The organism is Streptococcus sp. E29BA, assembly GCF_041807805.1.
Lineage (GTDB): Bacteria > Bacillota > Bacilli > Lactobacillales > Streptococcaceae > Streptococcus > Streptococcus entericus.
The window spans coordinates 1-13,927 of the sequence record NZ_JBGTZA010000011.1; the positions used below are offsets into that span (position 1 = coordinate 1).

General features: G+C 44.8%; 16 protein-coding genes and 1 pseudogene. 4 read left to right on the top strand and 13 right to left on the bottom strand.

Features of this window, described 5'->3' with window-relative positions; all coding sequences use genetic code 11:
- The first annotated feature begins 277 nt into the window (after positions 1–277).
- Complete coding sequence (locus ACERC8_RS03670) at positions 278–1,180, top strand: helix-turn-helix domain-containing protein (protein ID WP_373658544.1); 903 nt, start codon at positions 278–280, stop codon at positions 1,178–1,180.
- 220 nt (positions 1,181–1,400) lie between these two features.
- Entirely contained in the window at positions 1,401–2,399 is a 999-nt protein-coding gene (gene ruvB, locus ACERC8_RS03675) for a Holliday junction branch migration DNA helicase RuvB (RefSeq protein ID WP_373658546.1), read from the top strand.
- A 65-nt stretch (positions 2,400–2,464) separates the two neighbouring features.
- Here ruvB and ACERC8_RS03680 read toward each other — a convergent pair.
- Positions 2,465–2,743, bottom strand: a pseudogene (locus ACERC8_RS03680) (GNAT family N-acetyltransferase); the annotation flags it as partial.
- Between the two features lie 20 nt (positions 2,744–2,763).
- Between ACERC8_RS03680 and yaaA the strand changes: the two are divergent.
- Complete coding sequence (gene yaaA, locus ACERC8_RS03685; RefSeq protein ID WP_373658608.1) at positions 2,764–3,105, top strand: peroxide stress protein YaaA; 342 nt, start codon at positions 2,764–2,766, stop codon at positions 3,103–3,105.
- A 130-nt stretch (positions 3,106–3,235) separates the two neighbouring features.
- Here yaaA and ACERC8_RS03690 read toward each other — a convergent pair whose 3' ends face one another.
- Positions 3,236–3,640 carry a hypothetical protein gene (locus ACERC8_RS03690; RefSeq protein WP_373658547.1) on the bottom strand — a complete coding sequence of 135 codons (405 nt, stop codon included), beginning with the start codon at positions 3,638–3,640 and terminating at the stop codon, positions 3,236–3,238.
- A gap of 75 nt (positions 3,641–3,715) precedes the next feature.
- Here ACERC8_RS03690 and ACERC8_RS03695 point away from each other — a divergent pair, with 75 nt between their 5' ends.
- Positions 3,716–4,351 carry a VanZ family protein gene (locus ACERC8_RS03695; protein ID WP_373658548.1) on the top strand — a complete coding sequence of 212 codons (636 nt, stop codon included), beginning with the start codon at positions 3,716–3,718 and terminating at the stop codon, positions 4,349–4,351.
- A 135-nt stretch (positions 4,352–4,486) separates the two neighbouring features.
- On the opposite strand, the gene ACERC8_RS03700 is transcribed toward ACERC8_RS03695, so the two are convergent.
- From ACERC8_RS03700 to recA, 11 genes are all read right to left on the bottom strand, one after another.
- The gene (locus ACERC8_RS03700; protein ID WP_373658549.1) at positions 4,487–4,987 is read right to left on the bottom strand and encodes a GNAT family N-acetyltransferase; all 501 of its coding nucleotides are present in this window, start codon (positions 4,985–4,987) and stop codon (positions 4,487–4,489) included.
- 10 nt (positions 4,988–4,997) lie between these two features.
- A complete protein-coding gene (locus ACERC8_RS03705) occupies positions 4,998–5,933 on the bottom strand; it encodes a Gfo/Idh/MocA family protein (RefSeq protein ID WP_373658550.1) in 936 nt (311 codons plus the stop codon).
- Positions 5,930–6,079 (bottom strand): hypothetical protein, encoded by a 150-nt coding sequence (locus tag ACERC8_RS03710; RefSeq protein WP_373658552.1) that lies wholly within the window; start codon positions 6,077–6,079, stop codon positions 5,930–5,932. Before ACERC8_RS03710 ends, ACERC8_RS03705 begins: the two co-directional genes overlap by 4 nt.
- 68 nt (positions 6,080–6,147) lie before the next feature.
- A complete protein-coding gene (gene nrdG, locus ACERC8_RS03715; protein ID WP_373658553.1) occupies positions 6,148–6,711 on the bottom strand; it encodes an anaerobic ribonucleoside-triphosphate reductase activating protein in 564 nt (187 codons plus the stop codon).
- Positions 6,712–6,729: 18 nt separating this feature from the next.
- Positions 6,730–8,871, bottom strand: coding sequence for an anaerobic ribonucleoside-triphosphate reductase (nrdD, locus tag ACERC8_RS03720; protein WP_373658555.1), 2,142 nt, complete (start codon positions 8,869–8,871; stop codon positions 6,730–6,732).
- Positions 8,872–8,996: 125 nt separating this feature from the next.
- Positions 8,997–10,547: a hypothetical protein gene (locus ACERC8_RS03725; protein ID WP_373658556.1), complete on the bottom strand. Its 1,551-nt coding sequence runs from the start codon at positions 10,545–10,547 to the stop codon at positions 8,997–8,999.
- 339 nt (positions 10,548–10,886) lie between these two features.
- Positions 10,887–11,186: a DUF1292 domain-containing protein gene (locus ACERC8_RS03730; protein ID WP_018368113.1), complete on the bottom strand. Its 300-nt coding sequence runs from the start codon at positions 11,184–11,186 to the stop codon at positions 10,887–10,889.
- Between the two features lie 17 nt (positions 11,187–11,203).
- Positions 11,204–11,623, bottom strand: coding sequence for a Holliday junction resolvase RuvX (gene ruvX, locus ACERC8_RS03735; RefSeq protein ID WP_373658557.1), 420 nt, complete (start codon positions 11,621–11,623; stop codon positions 11,204–11,206).
- The gene (locus ACERC8_RS03740; protein WP_018368115.1) at positions 11,623–11,889 is read right to left on the bottom strand and encodes an IreB family regulatory phosphoprotein; all 267 of its coding nucleotides are present in this window, start codon (positions 11,887–11,889) and stop codon (positions 11,623–11,625) included. Before ACERC8_RS03740 ends, ruvX begins: the two co-directional genes overlap by 1 nt.
- A gap of 176 nt (positions 11,890–12,065) precedes the next feature.
- The gene (spx, locus tag ACERC8_RS03745) at positions 12,066–12,464 is read right to left on the bottom strand and encodes a transcriptional regulator Spx (protein WP_018368116.1); all 399 of its coding nucleotides are present in this window, start codon (positions 12,462–12,464) and stop codon (positions 12,066–12,068) included.
- Between the two features lie 240 nt (positions 12,465–12,704).
- Positions 12,705–13,901: a recombinase RecA gene (gene recA, locus ACERC8_RS03750; protein WP_373658558.1), complete on the bottom strand. Its 1,197-nt coding sequence runs from the start codon at positions 13,899–13,901 to the stop codon at positions 12,705–12,707.
- Positions 13,902–13,927: the final 26 nt, after the last annotated feature.

Below are 13,927 nucleotides of genomic sequence, written 5' to 3' on the forward strand. Positions count from 1 at the left end.
CGGAAATGCTTTTAAAGGGAAAAAGAATATCATTACAAAAGTGAAAAAATTAATCAAACAACTTGAAGGTGAGTGATTATAAGCTTTAACATAAGAGCCTGGAAAACTTTTCCGGTCTCAGTTTCTATGCAGATTAACCAAAGAAAGTAAAAGTCTACTCGTTATAGCTAAAGGCTATGGTACTTTATAGTTAAAATGTATAACCAATATATTGAAAGCACTAACAAAAATTGATATAATTATCTTATTCTGGTAAAACAATTCAAAAGGGGTTGCTATGAAATTCGGAAAGAAAGTTAAAGCGTTACGACAGGCTCAAAAGATAACTAAAGAGGCCTTTTGCGGCGATGAAAGCGAACTATCTGTGCGCCAGCTAACACGCATCGAAACAGGTAAATCAACACCTACATTGGCTAAGGTTCAATTTATCGCTAGTCGATTAGGGGTTAAAATCGGTGATTTAACCGATGAGAGTTTTGAATTGCCAGCGCGCTATAAAGAGTTGAAATACTTATTATTGAGGACGCAGACGTATCAAGAAAACAGCAGATTAGAAGAAAAAGAAACTTATCTAAATGAGATATATGATGATTTTTATGACGAACTCTCTGAAGAAGAGCAATTAGTAATTGACATCATTGATACAAATTTAAGATTAGGCTTTGATGATAATTTCTTTTCTGCTAACAAAATTCTCGAAGATTATTTAGACCAACTCTTCACAAAAAATATTTATACTGCCAACGACCTTGTCCTTATTGATCTTTATTTGCTTGCTATAAAAAAGAAAGACTTTCCTCCTGAATGGTTTGATAAAAAACAATATAATGAATTAATCAGCAATCTTTTTAAACATGTTGATATTGTCCCTCTTGAAGATTTATCTACTCTTAACTCTGTGTTTATTAGTGTATTTTCTAATTCTATCAGCTTAAATTGTGAAGAATCTATGGGAAAAACGATTGCCGCAATGGAGCGAATTATGCAAAAGACACAAGATTTTCAAAAAATGCCAATTTTCAATCTCATGAAATGGAAATACTATTTATTCCAGGAAAAAAATGAAGAAGAGGCTAGATTGTGTTACGAAAATGCTTGTATGTTTGCTAGGCTAGTTAGCGATAAAACCTTGCTAACTAAATTATCTGCTGAATGGAAGCAAGATATCGCTCGTCGATAAGACATTTTTGTCCTGTTAAGATTAATGATGTTCCGATACAATAAGTATGTAATATAAATTATTAATTTTAAAGGAGATAACACCATGTTCTTTTTCAACTTCGCTGCAATTAGTGCTTTCATCGTTAAGCCATTGGAAGAACTCAGTTGGTGGTGCGTTAAATAACTGAACTGTAACATAAAAGCAAGCTTATCGCTTGCTTTTATGTTATACTATTTTCATGAACAATCTACTAGACAAGCAACAACTGTCTGGGGAGGAGGCGGTTGAACGTACACTCCGTCCCCAGTATTTTCGAGAGTACATCGGTCAGAACAAGGTTAAGGAGCAGCTGGAAATTTTTATCAAGGCTGCCAAACTGCGTGACGAAGCCCTGGATCATGTCCTGCTCTTTGGTCCTCCGGGTCTTGGGAAAACGACTATGGCCGCGGTAATTGCTAACGAGCTGGGGGTCAATCTCAAACAAACTAGCGGTCCTGTCATTGAGAAACCTGGTGATTTGGTCGCTATCCTTAACGATCTGGAGCCCGGTGATGTGCTTTTCATTGACGAGATTCACCGCATGCCCATGGTTGTCGAAGAGGTGCTCTACTCGGCGATGGAGGACTTTTATGTCGATATTATGATTGGGCAGGGGGAAAATAGCAGAGCTGTCCATCTGGATTTGCCTCCTTTTACCTTGATTGGGGCGACGACACGGGCTGGGATGCTGTCCAATCCCTTACGCGCTCGGTTTGGTATCTCTGGGCACATGGAATATTATGCCTTGGAGGATCTGACGGAAATCGTTGAACGGACGGCTGACATCTTTGAAGCTGAAATCACCCACGAGGCTGCTCAGCAATTGTCACGGCGAAGCCGTGGAACTCCCCGTATCGCTAATCGCCTGCTCAAGCGGGTGCGGGATTTCGCCCAAATTATGGGCGACGGGCAAATTGACGATCAGGTAACTGATAAAGCCTTGACCATGTTAGACGTGGATCAGGAGGGGCTAGACTATGTCGACCAGAAAATCCTGCGCACCATGATTGAGGTTTACCGTGGTGGTCCGGTCGGGCTGGGAACGGTGGCGGTGAACATCGCCGAGGAACGTGAGACGGTCGAGGACATGTATGAACCTTACCTGATTCAGCAGGGGTTTATCATCCGTACCAAGTCTGGTCGGGTCGCTACCCAAAAAGCCTATGAGCACTTGGGGTATCCCTATCCTCAGACTTAACCACACGTTATCGAGATAATGCACAAAAAGAGCCCACGAGGCTCTTTTTATCGTCAACTTTCATCTCAAGTTAGGTCGATCCAATAAAATTCATCATGGTTGACCGTTTTTTCATAATGTCCACCATTACCCAAAATCAATTGTCGACTTCTCTTGTTATCAGCGTCACAGATAAGTATTAGTCGTTTCAAGCCTAACTGTTTGAGTTCAAGCAGCCCTAGCTTTAGCTGGGTATTCCCATAACCCTTGCCACGCTCCGACGGACGAATCGAATAGCCAATATGCCCATACTCGTCAACAATTTCTGGGGTGGTATCCTTACTAAAGGAGAAAATACCGAGTAAATCACCTCTATCGCTAAAACATTGACGATTACTCCCTCAAAACCTATTGGCGCCCACTCTATGACCAAGCTGTCAGCAGCGAAGACCTCTTGATTTCTCTCCTCTCAAGCGAGTTTGAAACAGTCTTTTCACCGACTGTTCAAGAGCGTTTTGTCAGAGTGCTCTTCCATGAGGAAAAAGCTGGACAGCTCAAAACGCATTCTACCATTTCCAAAAAAGGACGTGGTCTTCTCCTCAAGCAAGCCTGCCTGGAAGCAGTGGAGACTCTGGATCAGCTCAAAGAGCTGACTTTTGCGGGTTTTACCTATCAGGCTGTTCTATCCAGCGAGCAGGAATTGGTTTATGTCCGTCCAGCTGATTAAACAAGATTCAGGTCAAACAAAATCTTAAAATACTATAGCCCTAATCTTTTAAGATAGTTAGGACTAGAATGTTCTTAAATATAATCTAAAATGGTCAATTGCTTCAAATAATTAGTCAGACAATCATAGTCTACTTATTAAATGTACCACTGATATAGTAGGTCTGACCCGAACTCTCTGTTGTCGAAAAATACAAGCGATAAGTTCCTGATGATAAATAAGGAGAGAAAGTAGCAGGCCTTGTTTCATAATAAGTTTCAGAAGCTACCGAATACCACGTCCAACCGTTATGCTTTTGCACGGTCACTGTCATTCCGATACCATTGCAGTTATAATCTCTTTGCTGATAATGATTGATTGTAACCCTTTGGGAACTATTGAGGTAGGTCGAGCCAAGCGACGGTCTGCTCCTTATCCCCCAACCTTCATAGCTAAATGCAACGGCAGCCTGTACCACGCTTGTAGCCAATGATAAAAAAGTCACAGTAGACAAGACTAAGAAGACTATCTTTTTATTGAAATTTAATGATTTCATAAGTTTACTCCTTCTATTTTTTTGTTATAATGTATACGTATACATTATAATTTTCTCAAACAGGAGTCAAGTAAAATGAAGAAAAATATCATTTATGTTGTTATAACCCTTCTTATGAGTCTCGTTTTCTTTTTCGAACTAGCTAATTTTTATTCCTTTATTGCCTATCCCTACCTAGTGCTCCTGTTAGGAGGGGCTGGAGTTGACATTTTGAGTCAGACTTGGCTCATTATCACGTCACTAGTCGCCATCACTCTTTTATTTGCTACCAACGTTTGGCAACTCCTCCACCTACGATTCAAAAAAACATTTTTGAAAGTCCAGACCCTCCTCTATCTTGTCGCTCTTCTCTTTGTCATCATGCTCAAAAGTCGAGGGGTGCAGGGAATTAACTTAAACCCACTAAATCTCCTCACCCAATTTCAGGAGTCAGCCTTTATCGTTTTTGCCAACATCGTCCTCTTTATCCCCGTTGGTTTCCTGCTGTTTCGTCGTGTCAAAACGCTCAAAATGGTTGTCGCCTCTGCTACGATTGGTCTGATAATCCTAGAAATCAGCCAGTATCTTCTTCATCTGGGTATCGCCGATGTGGCTGATATCCTGACTAACCTGTCTGGTATTCTTTTGGGCTATTTAGGCTTAGATTTATTAAGGGACTTGGGTTGGAAGAGTCGAACAGACAGTAGCTACATCTATTTCTACAAAAACTAGTACGCTTTGACAATCAAAATCAGATGTCGTCACCTCGCCTAACTGCACCACCAGTGCTACCTTCGATTCGTTTCCTAGTCTGATGCTGATTTTTTGAGTATAACCAGCAAAAAAGAGCCATTTGGCTCTTTTTGTCTACTCTAAATCAACCCAATACCGCTCTGTGCCTTCACGCACGTCTTCCAACACGCCGCCGTTGGCTAAAATCGTCGCTCGGCTGGCTGGATTTTCCATGGAACAGGTGATTAGTACGCGGTGAATATTTTTCTGTGGGCACTCTAAAAGCCCCAACCGCAACTGCTCCTTAGCGTGACCCTTACCCCGCTCACTCGGTCTGATGGAATAGCCAATATGCCCACCTTGTTGTAGCAGGAAGTCATTGAGCCGCAGACGAAGATGAAGAAAGCCCAAAGATCGCCCAGCCTCATCAAAAGAGACAAACTGAACAGCTGGAACAAACTCTGCTGGGATATTGAGCCCCATCTCTGCGTCGGCGTTGTACTGGAGCCAGTCAGCATAGTCAAAGTTCTCAGGAGTCCAAAAGCCGCCATCGGTCGCAGAACCTGTGGCGATAAACTCCGCCATCATTTCCTCGACAGCCGCTTGATCCGCTAGGGTTGGTCGTCTTAGTTGCATGACAGTCCTCCTATTCTGGCAGGGTTAGCTGGAGCTGACCGCTGCTGGTTTTACTGTGGTTGATTTGGTGGCAGAGCCAATGGCTGAGCAAGCTGCTAGTAGGGTCTACAGGATTTTGCTTGGTCTTGATAGCCGTCAGAAAGGCGTCAACAATGCTCTCAAACCCTCGTTTGTAGAGGGTCGTATCCCAGGAACCAAAGCTCTTGGTCTGTTGGTCGTCGCCCTCGATGATGGTCAGCTTGTCCAGATTTTCCAGCTGATAGGTCGCTTGTGGGGTTTGGATGTCCATGACCTCATGGCGAGAGCCTGCTTGCAGGTTCATGCCAATGTGAATTAGCTCAGCTTGGTCAGTTTCCAGTGTGACAGCAACCTGTCGCAACTGTCCTGATGGCGTCAGGTAGTAGCGAAAATCCCCAGAGACAGCTCGGCCATTTGCCAAAAAAAGCGCCGTATCTAACGGGTGGATAAAGAGGTCATAGAGCTTGAAGGTCAAGTCGGCGGGACGGTTGTTGTCGTTTTTCTCGACACGAATGTGGGTCTTGTTCGTGAGCTGGGTCAGCTCTGTCACTCGAGGGGCGAAGCGGCGATTGAAGCCCGCCATAAGAAAGGTGTTGTGCTTTTCAGCCAAGGCATAGAGCTGGCGCGCCGCCTCGTAGTCCTCTGCCAAAGGCTTGTCCATGTAGATAGGAATCCCCCGCCGCAGAAACTGACTAGCCAGCTCCACGTGCGCCACCGTCGCTGCATGAATCATGACCCCATCCAGTTCCACCGCCAGCAAGTCTTCTATGGCTTGGTAGGTGTTGGCTACTCCAAAGAGGCTGGCAGTCTCTGCCAATACTGCTTGATTGCGGGTAAAGAGATGCCACTCCACACCTGTCAGCTGCCGCAGATAGGGCAGGTAGGCTTTCTGGCAAATGCCGCCAATGCCAACAATGCCAATTCTCATCCCTTGTTCCCTTTCTTGGTCCTAGCGACAAACTGAGCCTTCAGGTCTTTGAGTTTGTCGGTTTTATCAGATTTGCCTGTCGAATGTTTCTCGTGAAACCTAGTTACCTGTGCCTGCCCCTTGTAGTCGAGTTGGTATTTTCCCATGATTGTCTCCTCTGTGGTTGATTTGATGTGACCTCTAGCTTACCATATTGTCAATGGTTCGTCAAAGGTTACTCCATCTCCTGCAACCTCGACCACAGGACAACTTCACCAGTTGCTAACGACGTTGGGACATCAATGATGCGTTGGTTAGATGACCCGCGAAACTGTAGGCGGAGATTGCGCTTGCTGCGGTCATATCGTCCATCAACCAAAATATCGAGGAAACGGAGCAGTTCTAGCTTGTCCTCGGTTTCTAGCTGCAGTTCCTCCCAAGTGTAGCCTGTCCAAGACCAGATGTCCTTATCAGGCAGTTCTCTTCGTATCCGCTTAACCAAGGGAAGGAGAATCCCTGTGTTGAGAAAGGGTTCGCCCCCTAGCAAGGTCAGCCCTTGCACATAGGGCTTGGCTAAATCAGCCATTATCTGCTCCTCAAGCTCCTGGGTATAGGGAATACCTGCCCTAAAGTTCCACGTGGCAACGTTATAACAGCCCTCACAATGAAAGAGGCAGCCCGACACATAGAGGCTGCACCTTACCCCCTCACCATCTACCATGTTAAAAGCCTTGTAATCCATGATGTGCCCATGGCTTAGCTCGTCACTTTTCCATTCTTGGGGCTTGGGATTATTCATGGTCGCTCCTTTCAGGTTTTATAAGCTAGAGGCATTCATGTGTTTGACTCGGGCAACAATTTCCTTGTGGCGACCGGCGACCATGGGACGGGCTTGGGGATTGCCCAGATAACCGCAGGTGCGCTTGACCACATCAACGGTTTTGGGATCCGTATTGCCACAGTCTGGGCACTGGAAACCTCGCTCAGTCGGCTCAAAGTCCCCCTCAAACTGACATTTGTAGCATTTGTCAATTGGGGTATTGGTGCCTAGGTAGCCAACACGGTCATAGGCGTAATCCCAGACGGCTTCCAGAGCCTTGGGATTTTGCTGGAGAACAGGGTACTCGCAGTAGTGGATAAAGCCGCCGCTGGATCCTGCTGCTGGGTAATCTTTTTCAAAGTCCAGTTTGTCAAATGGCGTTGGGTTCTTGCGCACATCATAATGGAAGGAGTTGGTGTAATACCCCTTGTCAGTGATGTCTTTGACACACCCAAATTGCTCGGTGTCTAAGCGACAAAACCGATCGGTCAAACTCTCTGATGGTGTGGAATAGACCGAAAAATGGTAGCCATACTGATCTGACCAGGTCTCGCATGCCTGCTTGAACTGGCGGATAATGTCCAAGGTAAAGGTCTTTGCTCTGCTATTGGTCTCCCAATCTGCCCCATAAAAGACTGTCGCCACCTCATAAAGACCGATGTAGCCCAGTGAAATGGTCGCCCGACGGTTCTTGAACACCTCATCAACTGCATCGTTCTCGGCTAAGCGGCGGCCGAAGGCGCCGTGCTGGTAGAGAATAGGCGCGTTTGTCGGGCTAGCTTCCTTGACGCGCTGGACACGATAGACCAAAGCATCATGTGCGGTGGTCAGGCGCTCCTCCAAGAGCCGCCAAAAACGTGACAAGTCACCCAAAGACTCTAAAGCAATCCGCGGAAGATTGAGGGTGACCACCCCGAGATTCATCCGACCAGAGTTGACTTCTTGACCGTTCTCATCTGTCCAGCCCTGCAAAAAGGAGCGACAGCCCATCGGCACCTTGAAGGAGCCTGTCAGCTCAATCACCTGATCATAGGATAGGATATCAGGATACATCCGCTTGGTGGCACAGGCCAGCGCCAGTTGCTTGATGTCGTAGTTGGGGCTGTCAGGTTCCAGATTAAGCCCTCGTTTGAGGGTATAGATGAGTTTTGGGAAAATAGCTGTGCGACCTTCGCGCCCCAGACCCTTTAAGCGGATTTGGAGGATAGCACGCTGGATTTCTCGTTCTAACCAGCTGAGCCCTAGACCAAATCCCAGAGAGACAAACGGCGTTTGACCGTTGGAACTAAAGAGGGTGTTAATCTCATATTCCAAGCTCTGCATGGCATCGTAAATGTCCTTGACCGTCTTTTCCTTGGCGTAGGCATCGACCTGGTCAGGGCTTAGCCATTTTTCCCCTTCAAGGCGGTGCTTGTTATAATTGAGTTGAGCATAAGGGGCTAACAATTCATCGACACGGTCAGCTGAACAGCCCCCGTATTGACTGGAAGCGACATTGGCGATAATTTGAGACATCTGCGCTGTCGCTGTCTGGATAGACTTGGGACTCTCCACGTCAGCGTTACCAATCCGAAAGCCGTTTTCAAGCATATTGGCAAAATCAATCAGACAGCAGTTGGTCATAGTCGTATAGGGGCTATAATCCAAATCATGGTAGTGCAAGTGTCCACGTTGATGAGCTTTGGCCACATGAGGGGGTAAGAGTGACAACCCGAAACTTTTTGCGACTAGACCAGCAGTCAAATCCCGCTGAGTGTTAAACACCCGAGCATCCTTATTGGCGTTTTCATGGACAAGGCTACTATCAGCCGTCGCCAAACGGTTGAGCGCCTGCCCCATATCTGTCGCTGCTACAAATGCCCTTGCCTCTTCACTAGCATATGTTAGCATGCTCTCTGCTAGCTCGCCATAACCAGCCGTCTGCAAGGTTTCTGACAATAATGTTTGAATTTCGCCTGAACTGATGTTGTCTTGTTCAGACTGACTGATTTTCTGACCTACCGCATCACAAATCTGCTGGCATAACTCCCTTAACTGCTCCTGATTAAAAGATTCATAATACCTCGCGGTCTTTACTAAACTCCGATACAGTTTATCTGCATCAAATAATTGCTGCCTGCCGTCTCGTTTAATAACCATCAGTTGTCTCATGATATTGATACCCACCTTGTTAGCAAATTCACTTTTTCTCCATTATAGCAAGAAGAGCAAAAAAAATCAATATCTTGTGGTCTATTTTTTAAAAAGACACAAGATATTGATTTTTACTGTTTCTGGTAGAAGTTAAAATGAGTAAACTGGGGTGATGACAGGTGTTGATAATCCTTATCCAACTTCTCCTGTAATTGTTCAGGGAGAGGAAGGGACTTGTTAACAATGACAAAGCTTGCCTGTCCTCGCAACAGTTCATCGACAACCTGTTGCTGAGTGGTTTGAGTCATAGGATAAGCGGTGATAATGGGAATCTGGCTTGCCGAGGTCAGGTGACTGTCCAGATAAATTGTCGCGGATTTATCCCAAGCGTAGATCGATGTCTCACCAGTTACCTCGCTAGACAGATACTGAGCTATCTGTTCTCTTTCAGCTTGAACAGCTTGTTCTGTCAAGATAGGAGACAAGCGCCAGACTAGCCCAACTAAAAGCAATACCGCAGGCAGATAAGCATGGCTTTTCAACAGACCAACCGATGAGGAGGCTAACTTCTGACGACGGGCTGAACGGCTGTTTACCAAAGTCGTTTTCTCATCAGCCAAGCCCAGACCTGTTAGTAACAGGCCAAACGGCAGTAGCAGCAATAAATCTGTAAATGACCAAGATTGCCCAAGTACGGCCACAATTAAGTAACTCAAGGTCAGCAACGCCAGCAAAACAACACTGGCAGTCTGCTCTGACATGTGTCGAAAAACTTTCGGCAAAAAGAGCAAACCTGTCAATAGCCCCAACCCAAGGGCAAGGATGGCATTGACCCCCATAGGCAGAAAACTCATCGTGCCAGTGTCGGACAAGCTGCTGAAGTTCCCAATAAAGGCTTGCTCAAAATAGGGTGTCAACAAATCCAAGTTAACCGCAATATAGGCCAATGGGTAGATGATTAAAATGATACCGAACACCATGGCTAATTGTTGATAGAACCCTCTAGCCCAACGTTTTTTAGCGATATTGGAACCGGTGAAAACGACAAAACTGAGCAACCAAAACACTAATGTCCGAGGCTCCAAAGCTAAAGCCAAGGCAGACACCAGACCATAAGTGATAAAAATTTCATCGCGCCGCCAGTCATTTAAATAGGTCACCAATAGCCATAGACCAATCAAGACAAACGGAATGGCCAATTGAACCGAGAGAAAACCGCCGAATCCAACAACGGCGTTGACTGCGTAAAACATCCCTGATAACCCCAGCGCCTGTCGGTTATCCCCTGTCCAATAAGACACCAGTTTAAACAGGTAAATCCCTGATAGGTATAAACACCCAAGCTGGATTAGCATCATCCACTGAAGCCCACCTAGGAATGTGGTTGCAGCAACCAAAGCACTGTAAAGAAGTCCAGATCGACTAAAAATCGAAACATAAGGCAGTTGCCCTTGAGTAATCCCCCAAGCCATGTAAAAAATCTGGCTTTGCAGACCATCTGCAGAGGTACTGATGTAAAGGGGAACGAAAGACATGAGAGATACAACCGTACTCCACAGCATCAAGAGAAATTGATGCGATAGGGGCACTCTGTAATCTCTTAATCTTTTCTTTGGTCGCTCCGCAAGTGGCGCCTCAAGCAATTTGTCCCAATCCTCGGGGTTTAGAAAATGTTCACTCACGACATATCTCCTTATTCATTTGTAGTTCTTGTATAGCTTGCTGTCAAACTTAAAAAACTGGGCATTCAACACCCTGCATTATCCAAGCCTCAAGCCCAATAATCGGATTTCCAATTTCTCGTCTGGACAACCCGCCTATCCTCAGCACCCAATAGGCATTTTTTACACGTGTTTTCTGGAATTTGGTTTCACCAAATACTTTTATCCTATTTTGTATGCTCCGTTTGTATCTTTCATTATATCACCTTTTTCAGCTTTTTACTAACTAAAAAAGACCAGCATAAGCTAGCCTTGACATCGGTTATAGCCAGATAAAAAACGGCGCTAGACCGTTTTTTACTATTCTTCATCAACAAAGCTGTTGAAGACTTCTTCGATCATATCCCACTCAGCATCAGAATCTTCAGGGATTGGTAATAAGTCGCCTTCTGTACCGTCCTCATTTTCTGTATAAGAGTAAGCTTGAATCTCAATCTCACCTGTTTCATCTGCCTCTGCACCTGCTGGCACTAGGAGGACATAGTTCTTACCGAATTCTTCTCGACCATCAATGGTCAACAAAATTTCAAAGAGGGTTTCGTTGCCCTCTTCATCAACGAGGGTAATCACATCGTGATCATGTTCATGGTTATGTGACATAGTTTCTCCTTTATTTCCTAGAAAGACCGGTCAAGGTAGTTCTGCAAAATTAGCTGAGCAGCTAATTTATCAATAACTTTTTTACGCTTGTTACGGCTGACATCTGCTTGCTCAATTAAGAGCCGCTCTGCTTGAACGGTGGTTAGTCGCTCATCTTGATAATCAACAGGCAACCCAAACCGTTCAATAAGGAGTTCCCCGTAAGCCTGACTTGCTTCGGCACGAGGACCGAGGCTGTTATTCATGTTCTTTGGCAGACCGACGACGAACTTGGTCACTTGATAGTTCTTAACCAACCCTGCTAGGCGATCCAAACCAAACTCACCGTTATCCTCGTTAATTGGAATAATTTCCACACCCTGAGCTGTGAACCCTAGCGGGTCACTAATCGCCACTCCGACAGTCTTTGACCCAACATCCAATCCCATTACTCGCATCAGAGGTCTATCCCATTGCCTTTCAGGTAAAAGCGAACCAACTCTTCAACCAATTCATCACGCTCGTATTTACGAATTTGATTTCTAGCATCGTTATAGCGTGGGACATAAGCTGGGTCCCCACTCAGGACATAGCCTACGATTTGGTTAATCGGCTGATAGCCTTTTTCGCTCAACGAGCGATAGACAGACGCCAAGGTCTCGCTAATTTCTTTTTTATTGCCGTCATCCAGTTGAAAACGGACAGTATCTTCTGTAAATCCCATAACGTCCCCTTCTTTCCTTATCTTATTAACTATTATACCTTATTTTTATAATATTTTCAAGGACATGCTATCCTTTCGTCACCGAACATTGCTAGCGATTTTTCTCCAAGCTAAGCAAATCAGATTGATAGATAAAAAGGCTGGGTGAATCACTGTATCAACCAACCTTTAATAACCTATAAAGCAGCCCGCAAACGAGCTTCCGAATTTTCAACATCACGCACCGAACGTGGCAAGAAAATGCGAATGTCATCTTCTTTGTAGCCAACCTGTAGGCGTTTGTTATCTACTAAAATCGGACTTTTCAAAATACGAGGATTTTCTTGAATCAATTCAATCACTTGATTGAGGCTCAAGTCGTTAACATCCAAATCAAGAGCCTTGACATAACGATTTTTCGACGAAATGATGCTATCAACACCGTTTTCGGTTTTTGATAAGATATCGAGAATTTCTGCCTTTGTCAAGGGTTCCTTACCAATATTTTGTTCTTTATATGGTAGTTTGTGGCTGTTTAACCAAGTTTTTGCTTTTTTACATGAGGTGCAACTGGAGATGGTATAAATCGTAATCATTACTGATCCACCTTTCTATCAAGTCATACTACCATTATAACACAAAGCTGAGACACTGGTCGTAGGTCTTTAGACCTATTTTTACGACAAGCTAAAAAACCAGTTTTTTAGGGTTAACAGTAACCCGAGATAAGTACAACAGTCACTTCAACTTCTGATGGCACAACCTAAAACAAGCCACTGGCTTGTCTCGGCTTTTCAATTTTTTTGCCTCGACCTAAAACAAGCCACTGGCTTGTTTTAGTCCTCCAGATCGATATCGTCATCGTCAAGGTCAAGTTCCAAGAGGGTATCTTCCTCTTCGATAACCTCGTCAGCTTCTTTTTTCTTGCCTTTAGCCGTTTTCTTGCCTTCGGTCTCGATGGCAGGCAGGTCTTCACCTTCTTCAGGTTCAATCAGACCGTAGTGAAGTCGTACCTTACGGTCAATTTCTGTAAAGATGTCAGGGTTCTCTTTGAGGAAATCCTTGGCTTTTTCAGACCCCTGACCAATTTTTTGATCATTATAAGAATACCACGCACCTGATTTTTTAATAATATCCAAGTTCGTAGCAATGGTCAAAAGTTCACCAGTCTGTGAAATGCCCTCGCCGAACATGATCTCAACAAGAGCCTCCTTAAATGGTGGCGCAACCTTATTTTTGACAACTTTGATCTTCGTTTCCTTACCGATACTCTGGTCTTTCTGATCACCAGTCCCCTTAATTTGACTTGACCCACGAACATCTAGACGAACAGAAGCATAGAATTTAAGGGCACGTCCACCAGGTGTGGTCTCAGGACTACCGAACATAACACCAACTTTTTCACGGAGCTGGTTGATAAAGATAGCAATCGTTTTGGTTTTGTTGATAGAGGCACCTAGTTTACGCATGGCCTGACTCATCATCCGAGCCTGCAAGCCGACATGATTATCACCGATGTCACCATCAATTTCTGCACGCGGTACTAGAGCGGCTACTGAGTCAATAACCACCAAGTCCACCGCACCTGATTCGATGAGCTTGCCCGCAATTTCTAGCCCCTGCTCTCCGGAATCTGGCTGCGAAAGGAGCAACTCATCAATATTAACGCCCAGCGCTTGAGCATAAATAGGGTCGAGCGCATGCTCCGCATCAATAAAGGCTGCGATGCCACCTTCTTTTTGAACTTGAGCTACCGCATGCAAAGCAACAGTTGTCTTACCAGAGCTTTCCGGTCCATAAATCTCGATAATCCGCCCTTTGGGATACCCACCTGCACCCAAAGCAATGTCCAAGGCCAGAGAACCTGAACTAATCACTTGAACCTTTTGCTCCGCTCGCTCGCCGAGCTTCATAATGGCACCTTTACCAAAGTCTTTTTCGATTTGCTCAAGGGCTTTATTTAGCGCTTTTTCACGCTCTTCACCAAATTTTTTAGTGATATCTTCTAATTTCTTTGTCTGTTTTTTAGCCATGTTGTCTCCTTTTAATCACTTTTTCA

Bases quoted from the DNA above. Each gene is read 5' to 3' on its own strand.
- ACERC8_RS03670 (WP_373658544.1), top strand. From the start codon at position 278: ATGAAATTCGGAAAGAAAGTTAAAGCGTTACGACAGGCTCAAAAGATA.
- ruvB (WP_373658546.1), top strand. From the start codon at position 1,401: ATGAACAATCTACTAGACAAGCAACAACTGTCTGGGGAGGAGGCGGTT.
- ACERC8_RS03690 (WP_373658547.1), bottom strand. From the start codon at position 3,640: ATGAAATCATTAAATTTCAATAAAAAGATAGTCTTCTTAGTCTTGTCT.
- ACERC8_RS03695 (WP_373658548.1), top strand. From the start codon at position 3,716: ATGAAGAAAAATATCATTTATGTTGTTATAACCCTTCTTATGAGTCTC.
- ACERC8_RS03700 (WP_373658549.1), bottom strand. From the start codon at position 4,987: ATGCAACTAAGACGACCAACCCTAGCGGATCAAGCGGCTGTCGAGGAA.
- ACERC8_RS03705 (WP_373658550.1), bottom strand. From the start codon at position 5,933: ATGAGAATTGGCATTGTTGGCATTGGCGGCATTTGCCAGAAAGCCTAC.
- ACERC8_RS03710 (WP_373658552.1), bottom strand. From the start codon at position 6,079: ATGGGAAAATACCAACTCGACTACAAGGGGCAGGCACAGGTAACTAGG.
- nrdG (WP_373658553.1), bottom strand. From the start codon at position 6,711: ATGAATAATCCCAAGCCCCAAGAATGGAAAAGTGACGAGCTAAGCCAT.
- nrdD (WP_373658555.1), bottom strand. From the start codon at position 8,871: ATGGTTATTAAACGAGACGGCAGGCAGCAATTATTTGATGCAGATAAA.
- ACERC8_RS03730 (WP_018368113.1), bottom strand. From the start codon at position 11,186: ATGTCACATAACCATGAACATGATCACGATGTGATTACCCTCGTTGAT.
- ruvX (WP_373658557.1), bottom strand. From the start codon at position 11,623: ATGCGAGTAATGGGATTGGATGTTGGGTCAAAGACTGTCGGAGTGGCG.
- ACERC8_RS03740 (WP_018368115.1), bottom strand. From the start codon at position 11,889: ATGGGATTTACAGAAGATACTGTCCGTTTTCAACTGGATGACGGCAAT.
- spx (WP_018368116.1), bottom strand. From the start codon at position 12,464: ATGATTACGATTTATACCATCTCCAGTTGCACCTCATGTAAAAAAGCA.
- recA (WP_373658558.1), bottom strand. From the start codon at position 13,901: ATGGCTAAAAAACAGACAAAGAAATTAGAAGATATCACTAAAAAATTT.